The 22,941-nt window shown below is 36.0% G+C and carries 21 protein-coding genes; 9 read left to right on the forward strand and 12 right to left on the reverse strand.

Annotation, left to right across the window (positions count from 1 at the left end):
- Positions 1 to 38: 38 nt before the first annotated feature.
- The 4 genes from C8N37_RS00990 (at position 39) to C8N37_RS01005 (ending at position 4,223) form a co-directional block, all read left to right on the forward strand.
- Positions 39 to 2,480, forward strand: a complete 2,442-nt coding sequence (locus C8N37_RS00990) for a bifunctional UDP-N-acetylmuramoyl-tripeptide:D-alanyl-D-alanine ligase/alanine racemase (RefSeq protein WP_108157139.1) — start codon at positions 39 to 41, stop codon at positions 2,478 to 2,480.
- Positions 2,481 to 2,527: 47 nt separating this feature from the next.
- Positions 2,528 to 3,124 (forward strand): DUF502 domain-containing protein, encoded by a 597-nt coding sequence (locus C8N37_RS00995; RefSeq protein ID WP_108157140.1) that lies wholly within the window; start codon positions 2,528 to 2,530, stop codon positions 3,122 to 3,124.
- Between the two features lie 96 nt (positions 3,125 to 3,220).
- Entirely contained in the window at positions 3,221 to 3,583 is a 363-nt protein-coding gene (locus C8N37_RS01000; protein ID WP_108157141.1) for an iron chaperone, read from the forward strand.
- Positions 3,584 to 3,611: 28 nt separating this feature from the next.
- Positions 3,612 to 4,223: a LytS family sensor histidine kinase gene (locus tag C8N37_RS01005; RefSeq protein ID WP_108157142.1), complete on the forward strand. Its 612-nt coding sequence runs from the start codon at positions 3,612 to 3,614 to the stop codon at positions 4,221 to 4,223.
- Here C8N37_RS01005 and C8N37_RS01010 read toward each other — a convergent pair.
- The 6 genes from C8N37_RS01010 to C8N37_RS01040 all read right to left on the reverse strand — a co-directional run bounded on the left by C8N37_RS01010 (position 4,220) and on the right by C8N37_RS01040 (position 11,640).
- Positions 4,220 to 4,996: a Cof-type HAD-IIB family hydrolase gene (locus tag C8N37_RS01010; RefSeq protein WP_108157143.1), complete on the reverse strand. Its 777-nt coding sequence runs from the start codon at positions 4,994 to 4,996 to the stop codon at positions 4,220 to 4,222. The two genes, C8N37_RS01005 and C8N37_RS01010, sit on opposite strands and share 4 nt — an antisense overlap.
- Positions 4,997 to 5,426: 430 nt before the next feature.
- Entirely contained in the window at positions 5,427 to 6,185 is a 759-nt protein-coding gene (locus C8N37_RS23025; protein WP_108157145.1) for a methyltransferase domain-containing protein, read from the reverse strand.
- A complete protein-coding gene (locus C8N37_RS01025; protein ID WP_108157146.1) occupies positions 6,173 to 6,913 on the reverse strand; it encodes a DUF2071 domain-containing protein in 741 nt (246 codons plus the stop codon). The genes C8N37_RS23025 and C8N37_RS01025 overlap by 13 nt, the downstream gene beginning before the upstream one ends.
- A complete protein-coding gene (locus tag C8N37_RS01030) occupies positions 6,897 to 7,292 on the reverse strand; it encodes a DoxX-like family protein (protein ID WP_108157147.1) in 396 nt (131 codons plus the stop codon). Before C8N37_RS01030 ends, C8N37_RS01025 begins: the two co-directional genes overlap by 17 nt.
- A gap of 88 nt (positions 7,293 to 7,380) precedes the next feature.
- Positions 7,381 to 8,250, reverse strand: a complete 870-nt coding sequence (locus C8N37_RS01035) for an alpha/beta fold hydrolase (protein WP_108157148.1) — start codon at positions 8,248 to 8,250, stop codon at positions 7,381 to 7,383.
- A gap of 30 nt (positions 8,251 to 8,280) precedes the next feature.
- Positions 8,281 to 11,640: a DEAD/DEAH box helicase gene (locus C8N37_RS01040; RefSeq protein WP_108157149.1), complete on the reverse strand. Its 3,360-nt coding sequence runs from the start codon at positions 11,638 to 11,640 to the stop codon at positions 8,281 to 8,283.
- Between the two features lie 241 nt (positions 11,641 to 11,881).
- On the opposite strand from C8N37_RS01040, the gene C8N37_RS01045 reads away from it, so the two are divergent.
- From C8N37_RS01045 to C8N37_RS01055, 3 genes are read left to right on the forward strand one after another with little or no spacing between them, the layout of a single operon-like run.
- Complete coding sequence (locus tag C8N37_RS01045) at positions 11,882 to 12,229, forward strand: DUF6249 domain-containing protein (protein WP_108157150.1); 348 nt, start codon at positions 11,882 to 11,884, stop codon at positions 12,227 to 12,229.
- Positions 12,229 to 12,774: an RNA polymerase sigma factor gene (locus C8N37_RS01050; protein WP_108157151.1), complete on the forward strand. Its 546-nt coding sequence runs from the start codon at positions 12,229 to 12,231 to the stop codon at positions 12,772 to 12,774. Before C8N37_RS01045 ends, C8N37_RS01050 begins: the two co-directional genes overlap by 1 nt.
- A 1-nt stretch (position 12,775) precedes the next feature.
- Positions 12,776 to 13,126: a hypothetical protein gene (locus C8N37_RS01055; protein WP_108157152.1), complete on the forward strand. Its 351-nt coding sequence runs from the start codon at positions 12,776 to 12,778 to the stop codon at positions 13,124 to 13,126.
- Between the two features lie 42 nt (positions 13,127 to 13,168).
- Here the strand turns inward: C8N37_RS01055 and C8N37_RS01060 are convergent, their stop codons facing one another.
- From C8N37_RS01060 to C8N37_RS01075, 4 genes are all read right to left on the reverse strand, one after another.
- Entirely contained in the window at positions 13,169 to 13,768 is a 600-nt protein-coding gene (locus C8N37_RS01060; protein ID WP_108157153.1) for an LURP-one-related/scramblase family protein, read from the reverse strand.
- 77 nt (positions 13,769 to 13,845) lie between these two features.
- Positions 13,846 to 14,331 (reverse strand): GNAT family N-acetyltransferase, encoded by a 486-nt coding sequence (locus C8N37_RS01065; protein WP_108157154.1) that lies wholly within the window; start codon positions 14,329 to 14,331, stop codon positions 13,846 to 13,848.
- Positions 14,332 to 16,413: a TonB-dependent receptor gene (locus C8N37_RS01070; protein WP_108157155.1), complete on the reverse strand. Its 2,082-nt coding sequence runs from the start codon at positions 16,411 to 16,413 to the stop codon at positions 14,332 to 14,334.
- Between the two features lie 53 nt (positions 16,414 to 16,466).
- Entirely contained in the window at positions 16,467 to 17,795 is a 1,329-nt protein-coding gene (locus tag C8N37_RS01075; protein ID WP_108157156.1) for a BamA/TamA family outer membrane protein, read from the reverse strand.
- A gap of 183 nt (positions 17,796 to 17,978) precedes the next feature.
- Here C8N37_RS01075 and C8N37_RS01080 point away from each other — a divergent pair, with 183 nt between their 5' ends.
- On the forward strand, positions 17,979 to 19,850 hold the full coding sequence (locus C8N37_RS01080; protein WP_108157157.1) for a M1 family metallopeptidase: 1,872 nt from the start codon (positions 17,979 to 17,981) through the stop codon (positions 19,848 to 19,850).
- Positions 19,851 to 20,027: 177 nt separating this feature from the next.
- On the opposite strand, the gene C8N37_RS01085 is transcribed toward C8N37_RS01080, so the two are convergent.
- Complete coding sequence (locus C8N37_RS01085) at positions 20,028 to 20,498, reverse strand: hypothetical protein (RefSeq protein WP_244914306.1); 471 nt, start codon at positions 20,496 to 20,498, stop codon at positions 20,028 to 20,030.
- Positions 20,495 to 21,067, reverse strand: a complete 573-nt coding sequence (locus tag C8N37_RS01090; RefSeq protein ID WP_244914307.1) for a hypothetical protein — start codon at positions 21,065 to 21,067, stop codon at positions 20,495 to 20,497. The genes C8N37_RS01085 and C8N37_RS01090 overlap by 4 nt, the downstream gene beginning before the upstream one ends.
- 170 nt (positions 21,068 to 21,237) lie before the next feature.
- Between C8N37_RS01090 and C8N37_RS01095 the strand changes: the two genes are divergently transcribed.
- Complete coding sequence (locus C8N37_RS01095; RefSeq protein WP_108157158.1) at positions 21,238 to 22,929, forward strand: sodium/sugar symporter; 1,692 nt, start codon at positions 21,238 to 21,240, stop codon at positions 22,927 to 22,929.
- Positions 22,930 to 22,941: the final 12 nt, after the last annotated feature.

Below are 22,941 nucleotides of genomic sequence, written 5' to 3' on the forward strand. Positions count from 1 at the left end.
AAAAAATGTGGAGCTTTGATTGAATAAAATTTTTAATCATGTACAGCATAGCGGATATTTCGGAGATTTTAAGCCCTCAAAGATCAATTATAGTTAATGATCAATGTATCATTCAAAATTTGATATATGATACACGTAAGATCGTCAATGCAGAAACAGGATTATTTTTTGCTCTGGTCAACCGTCGGGATGGACATGAGTTTATTATGGATGCCTATAGCAAAGGAATTAGAAATTTTGTGTTACAAGATGATTTTCAACAAGAACTGGTATTGCAAGATGCTAATATATTATGGGTGGCCGATACTTTCTTGGCATTACAAGCCATTGCTGGTCATCAAAGGATGAAATTTAAATCCCCGGTCTTAGGTATTACAGGGAGCAACGGTAAAACTATTGTGAAAGAATGGCTTTTTCAATTATTATCTCCTGAATATAAAATATACCGCAGCCCAAAAAGTTATAACTCGCAGCTTGGAGTTGCTCTATCATTGTGGGAATTGAATGACCAATATAATTTTGCGATTATAGAAGCCGGGATCAGTGAAGTAGGAGAGATGGCAAAACTTCAACAGATGATCAAACCTACACATGGTATACTGACCAATATCGGTGTGGCACATAAAGAGGGGTTTGACTCTAAAGAGCAAAAAATTGATGAAAAACTGAAACTCTTCACGGATGCTGAAGTATTGATCTATCCAAAAAAATATTTGGAGCATATATATATGCCTTCCCAGATCTATAAATTTGCATGGGGAGAAGATGACAGCTGTCAATTGGAAGTCTATTCTGTTAAAAAAGAGGAAGATCAAGCCACATTACTCAGCTTATGTTTCTCCAGACAATTTTTCACGGTAAAGATCCCTTTTGTCGATCAAGCATCTATAGAAAATGCCATTTCATGTATCGCTGTCATGATTACATTTGGTTATGATTTCAAAACCATAGCAGAACGAATAGCTACATTACAACCCATGGAAATGCGTCTTGAATTGAAAAAAGGGAAGCATAACAGTTCCATCATTGATGATTCGTACAGTAATGATTTAGTTGCACTGCAGATTGCTTTGGATTTTCTAAAACAGCAGAAACAAAATCAGCGTAAAGTATTGATTCTTTCGGATATCCCAGGTGTTCGCTTGCACGATGAGAAAAGCATCAATAAATTGAAACGCTTGATTATAGACAGTGATCTCACGGATCTGATTTTTATAGGACCGATACTGAATCAGTTGTCAGCTCAATTTTCATTACCAGTAACCAGTTACCCAGATACAGCATCGTTTATAGAAGATTTTAAGCATATTGAATATAGTAATGCCACTATCTTGATCAAAGGAGCACGTGATTACCATTTTGAACAAATCAGTAAACGATTGGTTGCAAAATCCCATGATACCATTTTAGAAATTAATCTGAATGCATTGGAACACAATCTTAATGTCTACCGAGGATTATTGCCAGCAGGAGTAAAATTAATGGCTATGGTCAAAGCATTCTCCTATGGTAGTGGAAGCTTTGAAATCGCTAATTTGCTACAATTCAATCATGTGGATTATTTGACAGTAGCTTTTGCCGATGAAGGTGTTGATCTTCGAAACGGTGGCATTACACTTCCAATAGTGGTCATGAGTCCAGATGAAAATGCTTTTGATGCCATTGTACAGTATAAATTGGAACCAGAAATCTATAGTTTTAGAATTTTAGCTTCATTTCTTCGTTATTTGGAGCTACATCAATTAAAAAACTTTCCTGTCCATATCAAAGTAGACACGGGTATGCATCGATTGGGATTTATGCCAGAAGAAATTGATGAATTACTGGCTGTGTTGAAAGATCAAGAGGCAATGAAGGTTCAGTCTGTTTTTTCACATCTGGCATCAGCAGGAAATGCAGTGGATCATGCGTTTACAGAAAATCAAATTCATCTTTTGGATGTATTTGCGACCAAGCTTAAGCAGGAGTTAGGATATTCTTTTATAAGACATATAGCTGCGACATCAGGTATCGATCTATGGCCTAGTGCATATTTTGACATGGTAAGATTGGGGATTGGTCTCTATGGAATTGATATGGATCGTGATGATCTACCTGTTCGAGAAGTCAGTGTTTTGAAAACTAATGTGACACAGATCAAATCGCTTGCTGCTACAGAGACTGTAGGGTACAATCGTGCAGGTGTGTTAAAGCGTGCTAGTCGTACAGCTACTATTAAGATTGGTTATGCAGATGGTTATGATCGTCGTTTTGGAAACGGTGTGGGAAAGATGTCTATCAATGGGCAACTGGTACCCACAATTGGTAATATCTGCATGGATATGTGTATGTTAGATGTTACTGATATTGACGTCAATGAAGAAGATGAAGTTATTGTCTATCCAGATCTGAAAGAGGCTGCATTAGCAATTGGGACTATCCCTTATGAATTGTTGGTGAATATCTCCCAACGGGTTAAAAGAGTTTATTTTTACGAGTAATTCAAGGCTTATTTCGCATCTTTGCAGAGTCTATAGGTACAAGTGATATGTTATCAAAATTAATTAGAGCTTTTTTAAATTATCTTATAAAAGGAACCTTGGTCGTTGTTCCTTTAGCAGGTGCTATTTTCTTAATTGTCTGGATTGTAGCTTCGGTCGATTCGGCACTCAATCTAACAGGTTTATTTTTAGAAGATGAGACTGGGCATCCTTTATATATACCAGGCATTGGTATTTTAACGGTTATTTTAATCTTGGTTGTAGCAGGAATTGTTTTTACCAATTTTGTTACGGATCCTATTAAGCACTGGTTGAATAATCAGATTAATCGTATTCCATTGTTGAATACTTTGTACTCATCGATTAAGGATTTTACAGAAGCATTTGTTGGTGATGCCAAAAAATTCAATGTCCCTGTCTTGGTCAAAGTGAATGAAATTGGTGTGAGTAAGATTGGTTTCTTGACACAATCGGATTTATCAAAAATTAATTTGACAGATGAAGTGGTTGTTTACTTTCCTTATTCTTACTCGTTCGCAGGACAAGTTGTTGTCGTGAAATCTTCCTTAGTAACAAAATTAGATATGTCTGCTACAGACGCAATGAAGCTAGTTGTTTCTGGTGGTGTCAGTGGTTTGGAGTAATATTTGGATAAATTATTGTATAAAACAAAAGGGAATCATTGGTAAAATGGTTCCCTTTTGTTTACATTTATTTTGTATTGTAAGATCATATTAACAATGAAGATTGACTTTAAAACAGTAGACGAGTATATCGCTTCTTTTCCAAAAGACATCCAACAGATTTTGTTGCAGATGCGGAAGACCATTATGGATCATGCTCCCGACACTAAAGAGAAAATTGCCTACGGTATGCCAGCTTATCACTTTAAAGGAAAACCACTCGTTTATTTTGGCGGTTTTCAGAAACATATTGGGTTTTATGCAACACCGACCGGTCACTCGCAATTTGAGGCCCAACTTGCTTCTTATAAACAAGGTAAAGGTTCAGTCCAGTTTCCGTTACAGCAACCAATTCCTTATGAACTAATCGGAAAGATTGTGGAGTATAGGGTTGCGGAGGCATTAGAAAAGTTAAAATAGCGCGTTAAATTTGATAAATTAGAGTCGTATGGATCGATTGTGGAATCGTTTATGGAGTAGTAAGGTTCCTGAAAACTTACAGGAGCAATGGAAAGATAAGGCTACGCTATCTTATCTAAATAGTCAGGTAGATGTTGCATTGTTGCGAGGCTGTCTAAATAAAATTAAGGATGATCCCAATGATACGTCTTTTTTACAAGCTTTTTTAGATTATCAGGATATCGCTTTCCAAACAGAGACTATGATTTCTGCTGATGCAGAAATCAATTTTATAGAGCGGTATGTTTATTTATTTAGTCAGGTTTTTGTAGGACATATGTCCATTGTGTGGAGTAAAAAGATCGAATATCCGAACCTATTAATACCTCGTTTTATATTACTGCCATTAATTCAAAATGCCTTATGGCAGGGGTATCATGCCATAGAAAAATATCCCATGAAAATTAAGATTTCAGTGTTTGAGAAAAATCTTTTATTGGATGTAACCAATCATGTCAATCACCATATTGTCGATCAAAAAATAAATGATACTATGGAGAACTTTCAAGCACGATTACAATTTGAATTTGGCGATCGACATACGTTGATCATGAATAGTAATGCACATACATTTCGTTCAAATCTTACTTTAAGGTTTTAAATGACCTCAAAGTGCGCTAAAGCATTAAAAATACCGTCATTGTCGACATCGTCAGTAATATAGTCTGCGATAGCCTTCACCTCAGGATTAGCATTACCCATTGCAATACCATATGCCGTATGTTTTAACATCGTGATATCGTTTCCACCATCACCAAAGGACATCGTTTCATTGATGTCAATATCAAAATGATCGATAAATACATCGATTCCTACTTGTTTACTCTGGCCTAAAGGATTTACATCTGCAAATAAAGGAGTCCAACGGCTTGCCACAGAATTAGGCATGACCTGGTTCATAAATGTTTCCTGTTCTTCCGGTTGAATAAAGATATTCGTTTGGAGCACCGATGCCATATCAAAGTCAGCATAAGATCTTTGTGGAGGAACAGGTAAGTTTAAAAGCTCATACATGGAAGCGATCTCAGGGGTAACTTTAAATATAGAGATTTCTTGTTCTGACATCAGTGAGAAACTCACTTCATGTTGCGCAGCATGGTCGATCAAGGATTTAATATCTGTCGCATCTATTCCTTTTCTGAAGAGCACATCACCTTCTTTTGTAATACAATAACCACCATTGAAAGTAATAAAACCATCAAAGTCCAAGTATTTGATATGATCTAAACTATTAATAGATCTACCCGTGGAAACAATGACTTTTATACCTTTTGATTTTAACTTTTGAATGGCTTTTTCGGTTGAAGTTGGTACTTTATGGGTGTCGAAACTAAGAAGGGTACCGTCGATATCAAAAAAAACTGCTTTAATCATGCTACTATGTAAATGTTTGTGGTACAAAGTTAATCATTAGAAAAATGTTTTTTGCCCTATGGATGTCATAATGAAGATTAGGGTCAGATAACACCAGAGGCAAGAAAAAATAATATGAATTAATGTTTCAAAATTTTTGCCTTTCCAAAGTTTACTGGAATATCCAAAAAATTGAATAAGTAATCTCAACAACCAAAAAATCCCCATTCCCAAAGATAATTTGTTACCAAGTTCTGTTTCGACGAGTTCTTCAGAAGATGATATGCAAAGAACGCCCATTAAGATTATTGTGATTGCGATAAAGAAAGTGTGGATCAACATCATCTCTTTGTTAATCAAACTGAGTGATTTTAATTCTTCTTTCCAATTAAAATATTTGGGGAAATATAGATGTATGATACCTAAAAAGATTAAAATAAAACCAATGAATTTAAGGTGTACAATCATTTTTCATTAATTTAAATATGCTCATAAATGGAGTATGTTTTTTTTCTTCAACGATATCAAAACCAGAGGCCTTAAAATTTTTTATCCAGTTTTTTTTACTGTAAAAGTGAAAAAAACCGATATTGAAAGCTAAAAAATTAGGTATGTTCCTTAAATGCTCTACAATATATACCTCACCATTAGGTTTTAAAGTTCGATGTATTTCTTTAAAAAATAGAGTTCGTTCATTTGAATTACGAATTTCATGTGCAGCTAGAATAAGAAATATCAAATCTATTGATTGGTATTGAATAGGAATATGTAGCGTGCTGATCGTTAGGCAGGATTTAGCTAATGGATATGCTTTTCGAGCTCTTTTGATAGAAATTTCTGTGTGTTTTTTTGCATCATAAAAATCAAGTATTTGTATCGTTGATTGCGGAAATACCTGTTTTAAATATATAGTTGTTTCGTCAAATCCTGCATTAATATTCACAATTGATCTATTTTCATAAGATTTTTTTAACCATTTTAAAGAATAGAAATCGCTGAAATCATAAATATAAAATGATGCAATTAAAGACAGTCCCGTAGAGAGACAGACCATACTCAACAGTACCAAAAAATAAAATTTAAGATGATCACTAACGATAAAATAACCCCATAATAATAAACCTATACACAATAAGGCAATGAGATAGAAGTGCCAATTGAATCGGATGATATTTCCTAGACCTTGAAGTGGTTTCCTTAATTGCTGCATTTTTCTTTAATTCCTTTTTTCCAAGAATAGGATATATCATTAATAATAAAAGCATTTGCTAACATAGCATCATCTAATTTTAGCTCTTTCAAAAATTCGACATGGTATTGAGATACTGTTATTGGGATAGGTTTCCAGTTTTCTCTGACTCCCTCAATAATTAGCATTTCGTTATTCTTTGCATCATAATTAAAAGTAAATGGAAGTGGTCCAGCATATTTCCTGGCCTCTTTCCAATCAATAAAGGGAGATTGTGCCGGTAATTCACTGTTAATATCTCCCTCGCTATACTCGATCTGAAAATTAGAATTTTTGGAAGAAACGCAATGCTCTTTACCTTTTTGTTGCTGTTGGATATCGGTTGTCCTATAATTATAATGACTAAAGATATTGCCCAAAATTTCCATTTTTTTTCGATTGGTTTCGGATTTTAGAATATATAATCCACGACGTTTCTTCCCTTTTTCATTTTCATATTTTACAAAAATTCGATATCCAATAAGAAAGAAATCATTTCCGAATACCTTCGGAAAACCTTTAGGTCTTAATTGAGTTGTTTTCACTAATGCTACAGCCAAAAATCCATAGCGGTCATTAAGTGTATCCAATGTCAATGTTTTAGGAATCAGTTCCACTAATTTCTCCTTAGAAACGGCAAATGTTAAAACAATAGAACTTTCGAAATATGCTTCAACAGCAAAAGGGTGATTTTTAAGAAATGCGAACATGGCCTTTATTTTTAGAAAAATAGTATTCGTTGCTGTAGATAATGAGGATAAATATTAAAGCGTATAAGATATTCCAGGGACCCCAAAGCAATAAATGAGGTACAAATAATAGTTCTAGACTGTTCATCATAGCAATTACAATAATTTGAACAATACAATTTAAACGTGACTTAAAACCGCTTAAAATCCATATAGCCATAATAATTTCTGCGAGACCGATAAGTAACGTTAATACGCCTGCATATTGATCACCTAAAATTACGGAGACAATTTTTTGATGTCGTGGAACTAAATTCAGCACTTTACAATATAGACCATTTGCAAACCAAACGAAGGCAATACTGTAAGTTAAGAAGGTGTGCAAGGAACTATTTCGCATGATTGATGAAGTTTTTACTAACTATTCAGGATTTCAATTAAGTCAATATTTTAGTGATACGCTATTATAGCTCATATTCGTCACCGTCTTATTTTTCTGACTGTAACGTTTTCACCTTTTCAAGGATTAGCGCTATAGCTTCAGGAGACCTTAATATTTTTTCATGACCAACAGCGTTCAGGTTGATAGCTTCTATTTGAGGATGATCTTCCAAATATGATTGCAGATAATCATAGGGAGCAATTTTATCTTCCTTGTCGTACAGTAACAGATGCTGTTGGCTATTAGGGAAGGTGTATAAACTATTTAAATGAAAATAAGCAATTTTCATATTGAATTTTTCTTCAAAATTGTGGAAGAAGTGCTCTTGAACATCTCGGGGAACATTTACATAATCCATGCTGGCCGCAAAATTCGCTTTTAAGTTTACTAGAGGAGTAAGGCTAATGATCCAAGTTGGCTCATGTTTGATATGGGCTAAAGCCGCGACATTGGCCATAGCCCCAAGAGAATGACCAATTGTTATGGCAGGCATACCGTAGGCAGTTATAATAGCTTGCACAGCTTCTATATATAAGATTAAGTTGGATAGCTCACCCTCAGCCTCTCCATTTCCAGGGGCATCAAATGCAATTATCGTTAAGTCTGGATTTTCCAATAGCTGCTCAATAAGTATGGAAAAATCCGCAGCTTTTGATCCCCATCCATGTGTTAATAAAACGATGTCCTTACCCGCTCCCCAACGAAAGACAGGAAAGGATAATAGATGGCCACAGAAAAACTCATCTTTTACCGTCAGTTTATTTTTTGAGGCTAATTCAATCAACTGTTCCTGATGATGTCTCAAAGGCATTTTAGGAGAATAGCAGATATAAGACCAAATATCATGTATGTTTTCTGCAACAGAAATCTTTTCTAGAGATTTCAAATATTCCATGGTTTGCTTTAATTTTTTCATCGGTGCAGTAGTTCTTTCTAAATTTCCTGTCTATTCAAATAGAGCAAGTAAACGCTCTTTATTCATAAAATCCGCAATTGGATTGTATTTGCTGGAAATGATATTATCCGCTATGGCTGTTTTATTTGCCTGCAGTTTCATGATTTTGTCCTCGACAGTATCTGGGCAGATCAAACGTATAGCGGTCACATCTTTGGCTTGACCGATCCGGAAAGCACGGTCGATAGCTTGTGCTTCAACAGCAGGATTCCACCAGGGGTCTACCAGATAAACTAAACTCGCGGCCGTTAGATTTAGACCTGTTCCACCAGCTTTTAAACTGATCAAGATAACCCTTTGCGCATCATTTTCCTGAAATTGAGATACAATATATTGCCTATCTCTTGTTTGTCCTGTCAATTTTAGTGCCGTGATATCGTGTTTTGATAAAGCCATTTCGATTAGATTTAACATACTGACAAACTGTGAAAAGATGATAATTTTTTGATAAGGACTTTTATCCAGCACCTGTTCCACCAGCATTTCAATTTTACATGCATCTTGCTCCACACTTAGATCTTCTGTTTTTAGCAATTTTGTTGAGTTACAGATCTGTCGCAGTTTAGTCAGTCCTTTTAAGACATGCATGGGACTTTTACGGATTTCATCTCCATCTTTTACAGATATAAATTCTCGAAATTCTTTTTCATACGTATCATAGATATGCCTTTGCGCAGGTTTCATCTCGCAGTAAAGTACGATTTCATTTTTTGCAGGCAACTCTTTGGCGACCTCAGTTTTTGTGCGTCTTAGAATAAAAGGTTTTACTTTGCGTTGCAGTTCTTCCAGTCTTTTTTTATTACTAAATCCATCGATAGGCGTTGTGTAAACATCTTTAAAATATTTTTTTGAACCTAATAATCCGGGGTTAGCAAAGGACAGTTGAGCAAACAAATCCATGGTACTGTTTTCGATTGGTGTTCCAGTGATGACGATACGATTGCGCGCAGTGAGTTTGGTGACCGCTTGGTAACGTTGTGAATTGGGGTTTTTTATCTGTTGCGACTCGTCTAAAAAAATATAGTTGAAAGCATGTTTTTTTAAATGATTGATATCGGTCAATAGGTTATGATAAGAAATTAATATCAGTTCATATTGCTCAAATCCTTGGGTGTTTTTTTGCCGATCTGTGCCTTGCAGTACAAGTGTTTTAATCGATGGTGCAAATTTCTCCAGTTCATTTTTCCAGTTGAAAATAAGCGTAGTTGGCAGTATCAGTAGATTGCAATTGTTTTTAACTTTGATACGCTGGTTTAAAATAAAGGCAATGATCTGGATCGTTTTTCCAAGCCCCATATCATCTGCTAGGCAACCTCCAAAATTAAACTCATCTAAAAAATTCAACCAGTTCAGTCCATCATGTTGGTAACTTCTTAGGCTGCCTATAAAATCCTTGGATAGTGCTACCGGTTTGACCTGATCGATATTTTTGATTTTACTTTTGATTTCCTCAAGCCGTTCTTTTGCTATTTGGGATAACCATTGTTCCTCAAAGTACTGATCGATAGCTGAATAATTAGTTTCCGCAATCTGTAAGAGGCTATCATCGATTATTTCACCAGCTAAAAAAAACTGTTCAAATTTATTAAGCCATTCTTCCGGAAGCATACCTTGCGTACCATCATCTAAGGTGATGAATTTTGATTTGTTACGAATGGCTTTTTGAAGGTTTTTAAGAGAACCTTTACTTTTGCCAAACTGTATATCCACATTGACATTAAACCAATTCTGCCCACTGAGCACATGAATAGCTATTTTGCCCTTAAAGGAATTATATTTAATTGTTTTTATTTCGTTAAATCCGATGATAGAGATGTGATGATTACGCCAATCCTCAAAAACATTCAGAAACCAGTCCAATTCCAGGAAATGTTTACGATGCAGATAGAAGTGCAGAAAATCTTCATCCAGCTGCTCCTCAAAATAGGGATGTTGTTTGATGATTAAACTGACAATCTGGAGTTCAGCTTCGAGATCCCGTTTCACTAAAAACTTCTTTCCATTTTTATCAAATCCAAAAATGGACCGTCTACTACGTACCGGCACCTCTACATCAGCGTAGCGCATGGTTGGGATCAGATTGATGTAATCACCAGATTCTTCAAGATAGATAATCGCTTCAGTATCGCTGTAGAATTGCTGATCTTTAATTTGTTTACTGCTAGCCTTTGGGATGTATAAATAATTGACTTCTACGACTTCTTCCATGACCATTAAGAAATCTCTCTTAAAATCCTCAAACTTCGATTGATGTACTTTAAGGTGATCAGCTGTAGTATGGAACAGTTTGAAAAGGGTGAGGATCTGTCGATTTTCAATAAAATAAAAATGCTGCTGGACTTGGGTGAAATAATCAAATACTAACGCAAGTTGCTGTAAAGGATGATCTTGTCCTGCAATTTGGATGGAACTCCGAATAGTAAAAAAATTACCAACTTGATCGATATCGATACGAATTGTCTTTGGAAGCTCTCTTAATGTAATCTGCGTTAGACCATTTGCCGAAATACTTTGGGATTGAGATTTATCCTGCTGATAGATCTCCAGTCCCAGTGGATTTTTAATCAACTTTTTAAATGCTATAATCTGTTGATTCCCTTCTTCTACGGTATTTTGTCCTAAAAAATGAAGAGCCGTGAAGAATTGGCTTTCCGTGATATCTTTACTTTTCCAGATCATTTCCTCACAAGAAATCTGTTGTAATGGATTTTTTAAAGATCCATTCTTAGCACGTGTAGCACGATAAAGCAATACCTGTGGATGTTTGTAGTATTTATGCTCTTTCAGGACCAAGATATTGGTCTGTTGTTCGACTTCTTTGTCAATACGTGTTAGATCAGTACCAGTTGCGGTGTTAAGGATATCCAAAGACAGATCCAGTAAATTATCTTGCTTTTTGTGAATTTTTACATGTCCATCGACCCATTCGATCTCGAAATAGTCTTCCAATTGCAGTTCATGTTCTAGTCCGTATTTAATCGCTATTTTTTTCAGATGATCCTGATAAGCATTAGCTGAAAAAAATAAATACACGTGATCATTCTTATAGATTTCATTTAAAATCAGTTTTTGATGGATACAGAATTCTTCGCGGTCAGAACAATTACAAAATAAGGTAAGCACGGGGCTGTCATAGACCACAATGACATCGTAGCTAGTGCCTAAAGAAAGAATCAAAAAATGACCTTCATTTTTCTTAAGTGAAAAAATTTGGATAGGAGCTTGGTTATCGGATAAGTTCGACATCCAGGAATAAAAGCTGTATCGATATTCATTGTCAAAATGAATATCTGAAAACCGAAACTGGTGAAAATCATCTGAACCCTGTGGCGAATCGTCTTTTTTATACATGCTATTCAAACTTAGATAAATTTGTTTTATTTACCATTTTAATTCCGTCATTTAAAACCAATTTATTCATAAATATTCGTCTATCGTATAGTTACCCTTGTTTTGCAAGTGTTGATCTCACTTCTGCTGAGTAGAATCATAAAGCAACTAGAAAAGAGTAAAGAAGAATATTTTTTAAATTTATAGCACTGAGCTGTAACATTTGATAATCTGTATGCATCTAATGAGAAAAATATAAATTATGAATGAAGAAACAGTGATTGCTATTATGGTTGTATCCTTATTTAGCACAATTTTTTTTACACTTTATTACTATTTTCAAGCTCGCAACAAAGAACGTATGGCATTGATAGAAGCTGGGCTTGATTTATCTCAGTTTTATAAAAAGAAGGTGCAGATCTCACAATGGTTACGGTTAGGTATTTTAGCTGTAGGAATCGGAATAGGACTGTTTATTGTTGGTTTAATGACACAGTATCAGGTGCAGCCAATTACTGCAGTTTTAAAAGTTTCGATTATTGTACTTTGTGGTGGTATTGCGATGGTTCTTGCAAGCTATATAGATAAACCCAAGCAAGACAGGGATTGATGGATCAACAGTATATTGATAAAGTCTTAGCGGGAGATCGGCATTCCTTTCGGTATTTTTTACAGAAGTATCAGGATATGGTCTTTTCTGTTGCAATGAGTATTGTGAAGAACGAATCGCTTGCAGAAGAAGTCGCTCAGGATGCTTTTGTCAAATGTTACCATAAATTGGACACGTTTCACCAGCAGTCTAAATTTAGTAGCTGGTTATACCGAATTGTAGTCAATACAGCCTTTATGCGATTACGCAAGATCAAAATTGAAGTATTAGATTTTCAGCCTGATTATAATCAGGAGCTGATCGATGAGCATGAACTTACGTTACTGGAAGAAGAGGAGCGAAGTCAACTTATTAATGAAGCACTTTGCTTACTACCTGCCAATGAAAGTTTAGCATTACGCCTATTTTATCTGGAAGAAGAAAGCATTAAAGAGGTTTCCCTAATAACCGGATGGACTGATGCCAATACACGTGTGATCTTACACCGCGGTCGTAAACGCATGTATGGCATATTGAAGAAATTAATGAATAAAGCAAATGTGTAGCATGGAGAATAAAGATGAATTAATGAAATCGTTGATGCAGAGCAGCAAACTTAAAATGCCTTTCTCAGATTTTGAAAGTCGAGTCATGTTGACTATCGAGCAGGATGATAAAAAGTCTATTGCCGTTTTGCAAGATAGAAAAAAAGGAATTTACTTTTTCCTGGCCGGAATGCTATTTGGCGTAGTATTGAATTATTTACTAAGCAGATCTTGGAGAGATCTTAACATCAATTTGCCACAACAGGAAAATGCACTATTGGTTTCCCAAATCATTTATGCCTTATTGATTCTGTTTTTTATTGATAGACTTGTCAAATTATATCAATTGAACCGTTTAATAAAAAATTTATAAAGAAAAAAGGAGCATATACTATCTATATGCTCCTTTTCTATATTATCCCCTTTCACGTTCGAGTAAGATCATCATCATAAAACAAAGAATTAATCTAGTTTCATCTTTGGGATCGACCTCTGCGAGCTTATCCAACGTGAATTTACGACCGAAAAAAGAAGGTTTTTTCTGGAGTTGTAAGACCTTATTTCCCTCTTTATCATACATAGTATAAGAAGGGTTGAAAAGATATCCCGTGAGAATATTGAGGATCGGGATCTCTCCCAAAAAGCTATCCCCAACTTTTACCCATCCATTATCTTCTTGGATCTTGTAATCTTCTACACCATCTCGGTCAAATGCATTATAATTCGCTTTCCAAATCGATCGCATGCCTTTTCGTCCTACCTTTCCAATTATTTCAGTCGTTTTATGATCGGTAAACGTGTAGTTTGCATTGAAATCTAACCAACGGTCTGCTTTAATACTATATTGTTGTTCTGACCGACTTTCATCAGAAAAAATAATGATTTCCTCTTTTAACTTGAACAGTTTTTGACGAACGTAAAATAGCGTACGATCCTCACTATCCTTTATCGTAAAATCATTATGAAAAGTAGAAATCTTAAATAGAAAGTTTAATGGATAATTGAAGTTGCTCATGGTTTTAGATACGCTTTTATATAAAGCTAGTATTTTTAAAGGTATATATAAATGTTTAGATTAACGATATTCTATGCTTAATTTGTACGCGTTTTTAAACAGTATGAAAAAACAAGCATATGCTTCATTTGTATCCCGTTCTCTATAATAGGGGCAGTGTAATGGTCCAAAAAGAAATTCTTACGGATATGATCCATCTCAAATCCATTGCGCAAATAGAATCGATGCTGTAGGTGTCCGATATCAGCGGTCCCTACCCATATCTGTTGACAATGCTGATCTCGTGCGTAAGATTTTAAGAAAGATAATAAATCAGTTCCAAAACCCTGGGACTGTTCCTGGGGCGCAATTGCAATATTTTTCAGCTCAACAGTATCTTGATCTAAATGTACGATCGCCATGACTCCAACCAGATCATTTGACTTTTCCTTGATTAAGGTAAAGATGGTGCAATCAAAAATATACTTGTTTATAGCTTCTTTGGTTTCATCCGCGAGCAACAATAGCTCATAAGGAATAGGAGTACCATCAGCAAGTTTTTTAATAGCATAGTTCTCTTTCATCTAATAACTCAATTTTAGTCCAGCAAAAAAGTTTCGAGTAGGTGCTGCATTATAATATCGACCACCAAAAGCGTTGATATCGTTGCCGAGGCTATATTTTTCATTCAACAAATTGTCAACACCAAGATAAAGGTTAGCCTGTAGATTCGTTGAAAATTTAAAACCCCACTGCATTTTTGCTTGAATCAGATGGAAAGATTCTGCAAAGGCTGTATTAGCATCATTTAACGGCATTTTTGAGGTGTAATTATGCTGCAGATTAAAGCCAATCTGATGAGCAAGATCGAGCTGAAGTGTATGTACAATAATCCAATCGGGCACAGCCGTAAGTTTGTTGTTGTCATAGCTGTCTTTTCCTACTTGATAAGTTCCAAATCGATAATGATGGTAGGTCAAACTAGAATTGATATAGAGTGATTTTACAACATGATTTGCCGTAGACGGTGTCACGATAAAACCTGTGATCGAACTCTCGATTCCTTTTTGTTTGATCTTGCCCGCATTCTGATAATATTCGACAGCATTCTCATTCAATTGTCGAATGATGGCATTATTCATTTTGTACTGATAGTAGGATATATCAGTGATAAGGCGACGGTTCATCCATTCCCATCTTAAGCCAATCTCTTGATTGTAACCAGACTCGGGTTTTAGTTCTGTATTGATCCGATTATCTGAAGATCGGATTTCAGCAATGGTTGGAGCTGAAAATCCGGAGGATATAGAACCACGTATCGCAAAATTTGGTGTCAACAAATAGGATGTGGACATCTTGGGCATCCAAGTCGTTCCGAACGATATTTGGTCCTTTTGTAATGAAACCGTAGGATGCAATTGTTTATAAGCAACTTGATTTTTATTTAATCCAATAGCTCCTTCTACTGTCCACTTCTTGGCAATGATCATTTTAGCCCTTGCATAATAAAAATGTTGCCAATTCTCCAATTTATCCTCAGCTTGAAGATCGGTAGGGGTACCACCATGGTTATTATAGTTAGCGATATCATACCAGCCCTTTTGACCTTCTGTACCAACTTGCAATTGCCAGTTCCATTGATCTTGGGATTCATAAGAAAAATAACTTCGGTAACCTAGATTGCGCTCGTCCCTAAATTCGTAATTGGTAATAAATGGATTTTCAACTTTGGATGAAGAACCAAAAATAGTAGTTGTATTGCTCAGTCTATCCCCGATTTTGATTTTATGAGATAGTCCTGCGTATAGAGTTTTATTGTCGATAGCTGCTTTTTGTTGTTTTGCAGATGGAGCGTTTGCTGTTGCAGGTCTTGCTGCACGTGGGTTTTCTTGATATTGTTCTAGTGTGAGTCCACCCGGTGTCTGGTAGTTTAAATCACTATAAAGCGCCAATAATTTTAGACTGGCTATTGGTGTATAATCCCAGTAATGTGCTGTCTGAAAAGTTTTTTTATTTAATGCTGTCTGCTCTCTATAGCCATCCGATCGTGTAAAACTTTGATCAAAGGAAAAACGATATTTTTTATTGATATGTTGAAGAGTAGAAAATTGCTGCTGTGCAAAACCGAAAGAGCCACCCGCCAAATTCATTGCAGTTTTAGATTCTCCATCTTTTTGAAAGCCGTTGGGTTTTATGATCATGACACCGCCCGAATTAGGTCCAAAAATGGAACCATCAGGTCCTTTGAGCACTTCTACCTGTGCTATTGAGGCCGGATCGATCAGATTCAGGTAGGTATTTCCGCCAGCATCTGTAAGGGGAAATTCATCGCTATATATTTTTACATTTCGGATACCAAATGGCGAACGGATGAGGCTCCCACGTAGTGCCAAACGATAGCTACCGGGCGATCGTTCTTCCATGCGTAAACCTGGGACGGTATTTAAACCCGATAGTAAAGTGGCACTATTTTGACTAAGAATTGCTTTTTGACCAAGTATTGATACCGAGCTTGGCGTGGTCAGTAAAGGTTGTTCTGTCAAATAACCTGAAACTTTCGCTGTTTCTAATTGATAGGAAGTGATCGTGTCTTTTTTTGCATCTTGGGCGTAGAGGCACGTCGGAATAAATAATAAACAGGATAAAACAGATTTAATCACAGGCATAGGGTCTCAAAATATTTGCTCTAAAATAATGAAAAACTTCCATTAAGCCTTTTTTAAAAAGTTTCATTGAGTCCTAAGAACACACCTCTTTGATGATATCCTCCTATAGCATAATCAATACATAGATTCGTGCGGGTCGCTTTATTAAATAGAATGCGTAAGCCTGCACCACCCGCAGCCCGCCATGATTTAAACAGTTTGCTGTCCATATCATTGTTCGTAGATTGAATATTGAAAAATGTGGCACCACTAATAAATTTGTTTCGAAGGATCGGGAAACGATATTCAGCTTCATTATAGAAGTATGATAGTCCTTTGAAAAAACCGAGGGTATAGCCCCTTCCTGATCTCAGCGAATTATCTTTTGCAGTTCCCGGCAGATCTAAGTACGGGAGTCTTCCCGATATTCGGTATGAACCATAGTTCCAAAAGGCAAGTACATGCTCTGGGTTTTCCTCCGAAAGGCTGAAGTATTTTCTAAAATCGGTCGTAAGTTGTATGGCATTTTTACTACTACCCATCCACTCTTGGTTCATCCGTATCCCGATGTCCGAATATATCCCTTTATAAGCACGATTTGGATTGTCGCGGGTCATGTACTGCACATTGAATAGCAGACCATTGGAATTGTATTTTTCCGGATTAAATCCATAACGCTGGCTATAGACATAGTTCGGGTTGTCGTTATTTTCCGTTGATGCTGTGATATTTTTGCGAATATCGAACGCAAACCCGGCACCTAGAAAAAGATTATCAGAAACGCGTTTATATAACTTTTCATTGATACTGAATGAAGTGTATTTATATACAAACATGTTCTTGTCTGGATTGGTCAGGATATCATCGTCGCTTTGCCCCGAAAATGTTTTTGTCATCCCTAAACCTGCGTCTGGATTGACCATTTTAACAATAGCCCATCCTCCTTGAATATTCCATTTATTCTCTTTTGTATAGATGTTGTGACTGACGTAAAACACGAGAATACCTTTTGTTGTAACAGAAGCTGTCGATGCTGCAGTTGACATCATGGTATTTGCTTTATCTCCCAATACAACGCCTGCTACACCTTTGATCCCAATTTGGGCTCCAATGGTTGGATTTAGCGCAATTCCTGGCATGAGGGTAATTCCTGAACGTTTTTTATTTGGATTTCGTTCTTTCTTAGGATGAAGAATATTACGAAATAAATCCGAAATATCGTATTGATAGGTGGAGTTGGAATCAATTTTATGCTGCACATAGTTGGATTGGGATTCAACACGTGACGAATCCGATACAAGTGTAACTTGAGCTTGAGTAGGATTAATGAAAGTGATGAAAAAAAGCGCTAAACCGGCTATTGAGATGTCAAATGTGTTGAATTTAAGTAGCTGTTTTTTCATTTATCAAGTTTATAGTGCCTATTTTTTATAAATTTTATCGGATTTTATTCGTACAGATAGTCTACAAATATAGTTAAAAGAAAGAATTATGATATTTCTTGGTTACTAATTTTTCATATAGGCAGGTTATCTGAGTTGTACGGCGTTATCTAACTCCTTATCTTTAACAAAAAAATCCATTACATGAAAATTAAGATTCTCTTTAGTTTAGTATACGTTTTCACTTCTAGCATTTTAGCACATGCGCAGGAGCTTTACACACCGCGTCATATCAAACAGGCATACCAAAATGAGACCCGAAGTTTAACGGGAGCTCCAGGTGCCAAGTACTGGCAAAATAGAGGACAATACAACATCCAGGTAACTGTTGATCCAGAAACAAAAATAGTGTCTGGCAAGGAATATATTGTGTATGAAAACCATAGTCCCCATGCCTTGCGTGATCTCGTTATTCACTTTGCTAATAACGTTCATAAACCCACTGCAGCAAGAGCATCAGACGTCAGTACAGATTTTCTTACTTCCGGATTGAAGTTGAAGTCATTTAAATTGGATGGTCAGGTATACCAGATTGATAGTAAGGATTGGACAACCGCCAATCGGGTGATATTGAAAAAAAACATAGATGCCAAATCAACTGTAAAGGTTGAAATGGAATGGGAATACCCCTTGTCATTATCAAGTGACCGTGAGGGACAAATCGATCCTGGAACATATTATTGCGCTTATGCATATCCGCGTATTGCTGTTTATGACGATTATAATGGATGGGATATGTTAGAGCATAATGGCCGTCAAGAATTTTATCATGATTTCAACGATTATCAAGTTGAAATCCGAGTACCTAAAAATTATGTGGTCTGGGCTACAGGAAGCTTTTTAAATCCTGAAGAGGTTTTGCAGACAGCAATAATGGACCGCTTTAAAAAATCATTAAACACCGATGAAGTCGTTCAAGTCGCGAGTTTAAAAGAAATGCAAGGCCAGCGCGTTACAAAACAACAGGATTGGAATAGGTGGAAGTTTAAGGCTGATCATATTTCCGATTTTTGCTTTGCTTTGAGTAATCATTATGTTTGGGATGCTTCTAGTGTACAATTGAAGACCAAAAGAGTCAGTGTACAGGCAGCATATCGAGATGGTACCAAAGATTTTGAACAATATGTGGATTGGGAACGTTATTGCATAGATTGGTTCTCTAAAAATTGGCCTGGAGTAGAGTATCCATTTACAACCATGACTGCTGTGCAAGGATTTGCTGATATGGAATATCCAATGATGGTCAATGATAGCAGTGTACCAGATAATTTTATGGATGCAAGGCAAACAGTAGATCATGAAATAGCACATACATACTTTCCTTTTTATATGGGTACTAATGAAACCCGCTATGCATTTATGGATGAAGGCTGGGCAACCGCTTTGGAGTTATTGATTGGAATAGAAGAGAATGGTGAAGAGGCGGCGAAGCAGTTATTTAAAGAATTTCGTGTGCAAGGATGGATTCAAGATCCTGCCACCGAACAGGATCAACCATTGATATCTTTATCCTCGCAGTTAAGTGGCAAAGGTTATGGTAATAATGCCTATATCAAATCGGCATTGTCCTATTTGGCATTGAAAGATTATTTGGGAGATGAACTCTTCAAAAAAGCTTTACATCATTATATGGACAACTGGAATGGCAAGCATCCAACTCCCTGGGATTATTTCTACTCTTTTAATACAGGTGCTGGGAAAAATCTGAATTGGTTTTGGAACAATTGGTATTTCAGTAATCATTATATTGATTTGAAGTTGGAGAAGGTAAATCAGAAAAATAAAATCATGACGTTACATATTCAAAATGTGGGAGGTTTTGCAATTCCATTTGATGTGATTTTGCATTATGCAGATGGTCAACAAGAAAAAGTTCATTTTACCCCACAAGTATGGGAAAAGAATCAAAATTCAATAGCGTTAAAACTAAAAACAAAAGGTCCGGTAAAAGAAGTTGTTTTAGATAATGATATTTTTATGGATTACACAGGCGATGATAATCGGGTAAGACTTTAAGTTGCTTTTACCAATTCTTTTTAAGTGATCTTATTGATGACGATCTGAATACTGTTATTTTTATCTTCGATAAAAATAACAGTATTCAGATCGTTTTTTATTAAGTTCTTTAAGTAATCAAGAGTCTTTGTTATCCGATGAGATAGGATAAAGATAAGATGGATCACAAGAAATCAGTCAACGCAATTTCTTGTGATGATGTTTTCTTCTTTTTTCCTTGAACATCATGCTACGAAGCTGAAAGAAACCCAGGGTCATTTTATGATTGGATCGTAGATATGGTATACTCATGATGACCAATAGCGAGATACAGGCAGAAGTCCCTAAAGCACCTCCAAAACCATCAAAAAATTTGCTGGTATTGATATAGATCACACTGTAGACGAGGCCAGATAGGGAAACACCGATAAAGGTAGACAATTGATTGCTCGAAACCATACCAACAAAAGATGAACCGATAAAAATCAGTGGAATATGATTCACCAATTCTAGAGGGATATAAGAAGGGAAAAAGTGAACAAATCCAGCTACTATGCTGCTCAGTAGGGAAGAGGAGAGAACACCTCCCAGTTTCAGTTTATTATTAAAATAATAAGTCAGTAAACTTCCGAATATTCCAGTAAAGATAAGGATTGCTGTATAGATCATGATCTTGAAAATAGAAATAATATCAGATAGGTAATGGCAACTCCGGCAAAAGCAAGTGTTCCTAACTTGCCCCCAACTCCATTCAACAAACTTTTTGATATGATCAATAGCACTGCTGTACAAATACTGGCTGCTAGGATAAAATAAATATCGTGTGCTACTTTAGTATTGGACATTCCAACAAATGAGCCACAGTAAATAGCAGGGGGTAGGTGCGATAGGTAGTCTGACTTTTTATTCAGATACGGGATTAGCGCCCCAGCTAAGCCAACCAAACTAGCTGAAAAGACGGAACCTAAACCAAACTGATGATTTAAGAAATAACAGCTGACAGCCCCAATAGGTACCCATACCGCAATATAAACTTTTTCGTAAGTAAATTTATGATGATGGACAGGCGACTTAAAAAATGAATAGAGTAATAGAAATGAAATCAGAACAATGAAGAACGATAGCGCAATAGTGGAATTGTTTTCTTTAAAAATCGCTAATAAAAACAATAATTGTATGATGAAAAGCATCACCAGAGAGGTATAGCGAATAACTCTATTTGAGGATATTTTTGACATTATTGTGCAAAAATACAAAGAAAATTGACAAAGAAACACTAAAAGCCAACTATTGTTAAATACTTGAAATCGGTAGCAATGGGATTTTACTTCAATAAATATGAATTTCTGAAATAAATATTTATATATTTAGCCTCAATTTCATAAATAAATCTAATTAATCTTACATAATGAATACTATTTTAAGTACGAAGGATTATATTGTATTTTTTGTATACTTTATAATTGTTGCTTCTTATGGTTTGTGGATATACTACAAAAAGAAGTCAGCTTCAGAGGGTGCAAAGGATTATTTCCTAGCAGAGGGATCATTGACCTGGTGGGCAATCGGTGCTTCATTAATTGCGTCAAACATTTCTGCAGAACAATTTATTGGGATGAGCGGTTCCGGATTTAAAATGGGACTAGCGATTGCTGCGTATGAATGGATGGCTTCCATAACCTTGATCGTTGTGGCTATTTTCTTTATGCCTGTCTATCTTAAAAATAAGATATTCACGATGCCCCAGTTCCTCAACCAGCGCTATAATGGTACGGTAGCGATGATTATGGCTGTGTTTTGGTTGATGCTCTATATTGTGGTCAATTTAATGTCTATCCTTTATCTTGGAGCTGTTGCTATTAGCGGTATTTCTGGATTAGATTTGACCTTATGTATTATGTTGTTAGCTGTTTTTGCCATCATTATTACATTAGGAGGAATGAAGGTAATCGGTTATACAGACGTTATTCAGGTATTTTTCTTGGTATTAGGAGGTTTAGTCGCGACGTACTTGGCGTTAAATATTATATCAGATGGCAATGGGGTATTGGCAGGTTTCACCACCTTACATAATGATGCTCCAGAGCATTTTCATATGATATTCAAAACGGATAATCCAAATTATATGGATCTGCCAGGTATCAGTGTCTTGATCGGGGGTATGTGGATCGCAAACTTAAGCTATTGGGGCTGTAATCAATATATCACACAGCGTGCATTAGGAGCTTCCTTGCCTACAGCAAGAAATGGTCTATTATTCGCCGCCTTCTTAAAACTATTGATGCCGGTGATCGTAGTCATACCAGGTATAGCTGTCTACTACATCGTCAATAAAAATTTAGGAGCTATCGATTCTTCAAGTTTATTGACTTCAACCGGAGCGCAAGATCCAAATAAAGCATATCCAGCATTGCTGACACTACTTCCAGCAGGTTTAAAAGGTTTATCTTTCGCTGCTTTAACAGCTGCTATAGTTGCATCTTTAGCAGGAAAAGCGAATAGTATTGCGACTATCTTCACCTTAGATATCTATCAAAAAGCAATTAATAAAGATGCTTCTGAAAAGAATTTGGTCAATGTTGGTAAAATTGCTGTCATTGTTTCGATGTTCTTAGGTACTGGTCTAGCACTTATTTTGGGAGAGTCATTGATGGGAGAAGGAAAACAAGGATTCCAATATATCCAAGAATATACAGGATTTGTTTCTCCAGGTATTTTCGCCATGTTTATTCTAGGTTTTTTCTGGAAAAAAACAACTTCAAATGCGGCGATGTTTGCGACTATTGGTGGATTTATTTTATCCGTACTTTTCAAAAAACTACCCGATCTTATGGATCTTTCCTTTTTATCAAGTACAGGTTTCTCAGTATTAAATCCAGCTACAGGTATTTATGAAATTCCATTCATTGACCGGATGAGTTTTGTATTCATCATCTGTGTCATCTTTATGGTGATCATTAGTTTAATTGACAACAAGCGCGGAATTGTTCCTAAAGGACTGGAAATCGATACAAAAATGTTTAAAGCGCACAACGGTTTCGTAATCGGGTCACTACTGGTTGTGATGATTGTGGTTGCGTTATATTCGATTTATTGGTAAAAAATATCGTTT

Source organism: Sphingobacterium faecium, from assembly GCF_003054045.1.
Lineage (GTDB): Bacteria > Bacteroidota > Bacteroidia > Sphingobacteriales > Sphingobacteriaceae > Sphingobacterium > Sphingobacterium faecium.

Excerpts from the sequence above, each read along its gene's own strand:
- C8N37_RS00990 (WP_108157139.1), top strand. The coding sequence starts at position 39 with ATGTACAGCATAGCGGATATTTCGGAGATTTTAAGCCCTCAAAGATCA.
- C8N37_RS00995 (WP_108157140.1), top strand. The coding sequence starts at position 2,528 with ATGTTATCAAAATTAATTAGAGCTTTTTTAAATTATCTTATAAAAGGA.
- C8N37_RS01000 (WP_108157141.1), top strand. The coding sequence starts at position 3,221 with ATGAAGATTGACTTTAAAACAGTAGACGAGTATATCGCTTCTTTTCCA.
- C8N37_RS01005 (WP_108157142.1), top strand. The coding sequence starts at position 3,612 with ATGGATCGATTGTGGAATCGTTTATGGAGTAGTAAGGTTCCTGAAAAC.
- C8N37_RS01010 (WP_108157143.1), bottom strand. The coding sequence starts at position 4,996 with ATGATTAAAGCAGTTTTTTTTGATATCGACGGTACCCTTCTTAGTTTC.
- C8N37_RS23025 (WP_108157145.1), bottom strand. The coding sequence starts at position 6,185 with ATGCAGCAATTAAGGAAACCACTTCAAGGTCTAGGAAATATCATCCGA.
- C8N37_RS01025 (WP_108157146.1), bottom strand. The coding sequence starts at position 6,913 with ATGTTCGCATTTCTTAAAAATCACCCTTTTGCTGTTGAAGCATATTTC.
- C8N37_RS01030 (WP_108157147.1), bottom strand. The coding sequence starts at position 7,292 with ATGCGAAATAGTTCCTTGCACACCTTCTTAACTTACAGTATTGCCTTC.
- C8N37_RS01035 (WP_108157148.1), bottom strand. The coding sequence starts at position 8,250 with ATGAAAAAATTAAAGCAAACCATGGAATATTTGAAATCTCTAGAAAAG.
- C8N37_RS01040 (WP_108157149.1), bottom strand. The coding sequence starts at position 11,640 with ATGTATAAAAAAGACGATTCGCCACAGGGTTCAGATGATTTTCACCAG.
- C8N37_RS01045 (WP_108157150.1), top strand. The coding sequence starts at position 11,882 with ATGAATGAAGAAACAGTGATTGCTATTATGGTTGTATCCTTATTTAGC.
- C8N37_RS01050 (WP_108157151.1), top strand. The coding sequence starts at position 12,229 with ATGGATCAACAGTATATTGATAAAGTCTTAGCGGGAGATCGGCATTCC.
- C8N37_RS01055 (WP_108157152.1), top strand. The coding sequence starts at position 12,776 with ATGGAGAATAAAGATGAATTAATGAAATCGTTGATGCAGAGCAGCAAA.
- C8N37_RS01060 (WP_108157153.1), bottom strand. The coding sequence starts at position 13,768 with ATGAGCAACTTCAATTATCCATTAAACTTTCTATTTAAGATTTCTACT.
- C8N37_RS01065 (WP_108157154.1), bottom strand. The coding sequence starts at position 14,331 with ATGAAAGAGAACTATGCTATTAAAAAACTTGCTGATGGTACTCCTATT.
- C8N37_RS01070 (WP_108157155.1), bottom strand. The coding sequence starts at position 16,413 with ATGCCTGTGATTAAATCTGTTTTATCCTGTTTATTATTTATTCCGACG.
- C8N37_RS01075 (WP_108157156.1), bottom strand. The coding sequence starts at position 17,795 with ATGAAAAAACAGCTACTTAAATTCAACACATTTGACATCTCAATAGCC.
- C8N37_RS01080 (WP_108157157.1), top strand. The coding sequence starts at position 17,979 with ATGAAAATTAAGATTCTCTTTAGTTTAGTATACGTTTTCACTTCTAGC.
- C8N37_RS01085 (WP_244914306.1), bottom strand. The coding sequence starts at position 20,498 with ATGATCTATACAGCAATCCTTATCTTTACTGGAATATTCGGAAGTTTA.
- C8N37_RS01090 (WP_244914307.1), bottom strand. The coding sequence starts at position 21,067 with ATGTCAAAAATATCCTCAAATAGAGTTATTCGCTATACCTCTCTGGTG.
- C8N37_RS01095 (WP_108157158.1), top strand. The coding sequence starts at position 21,238 with ATGAATACTATTTTAAGTACGAAGGATTATATTGTATTTTTTGTATAC.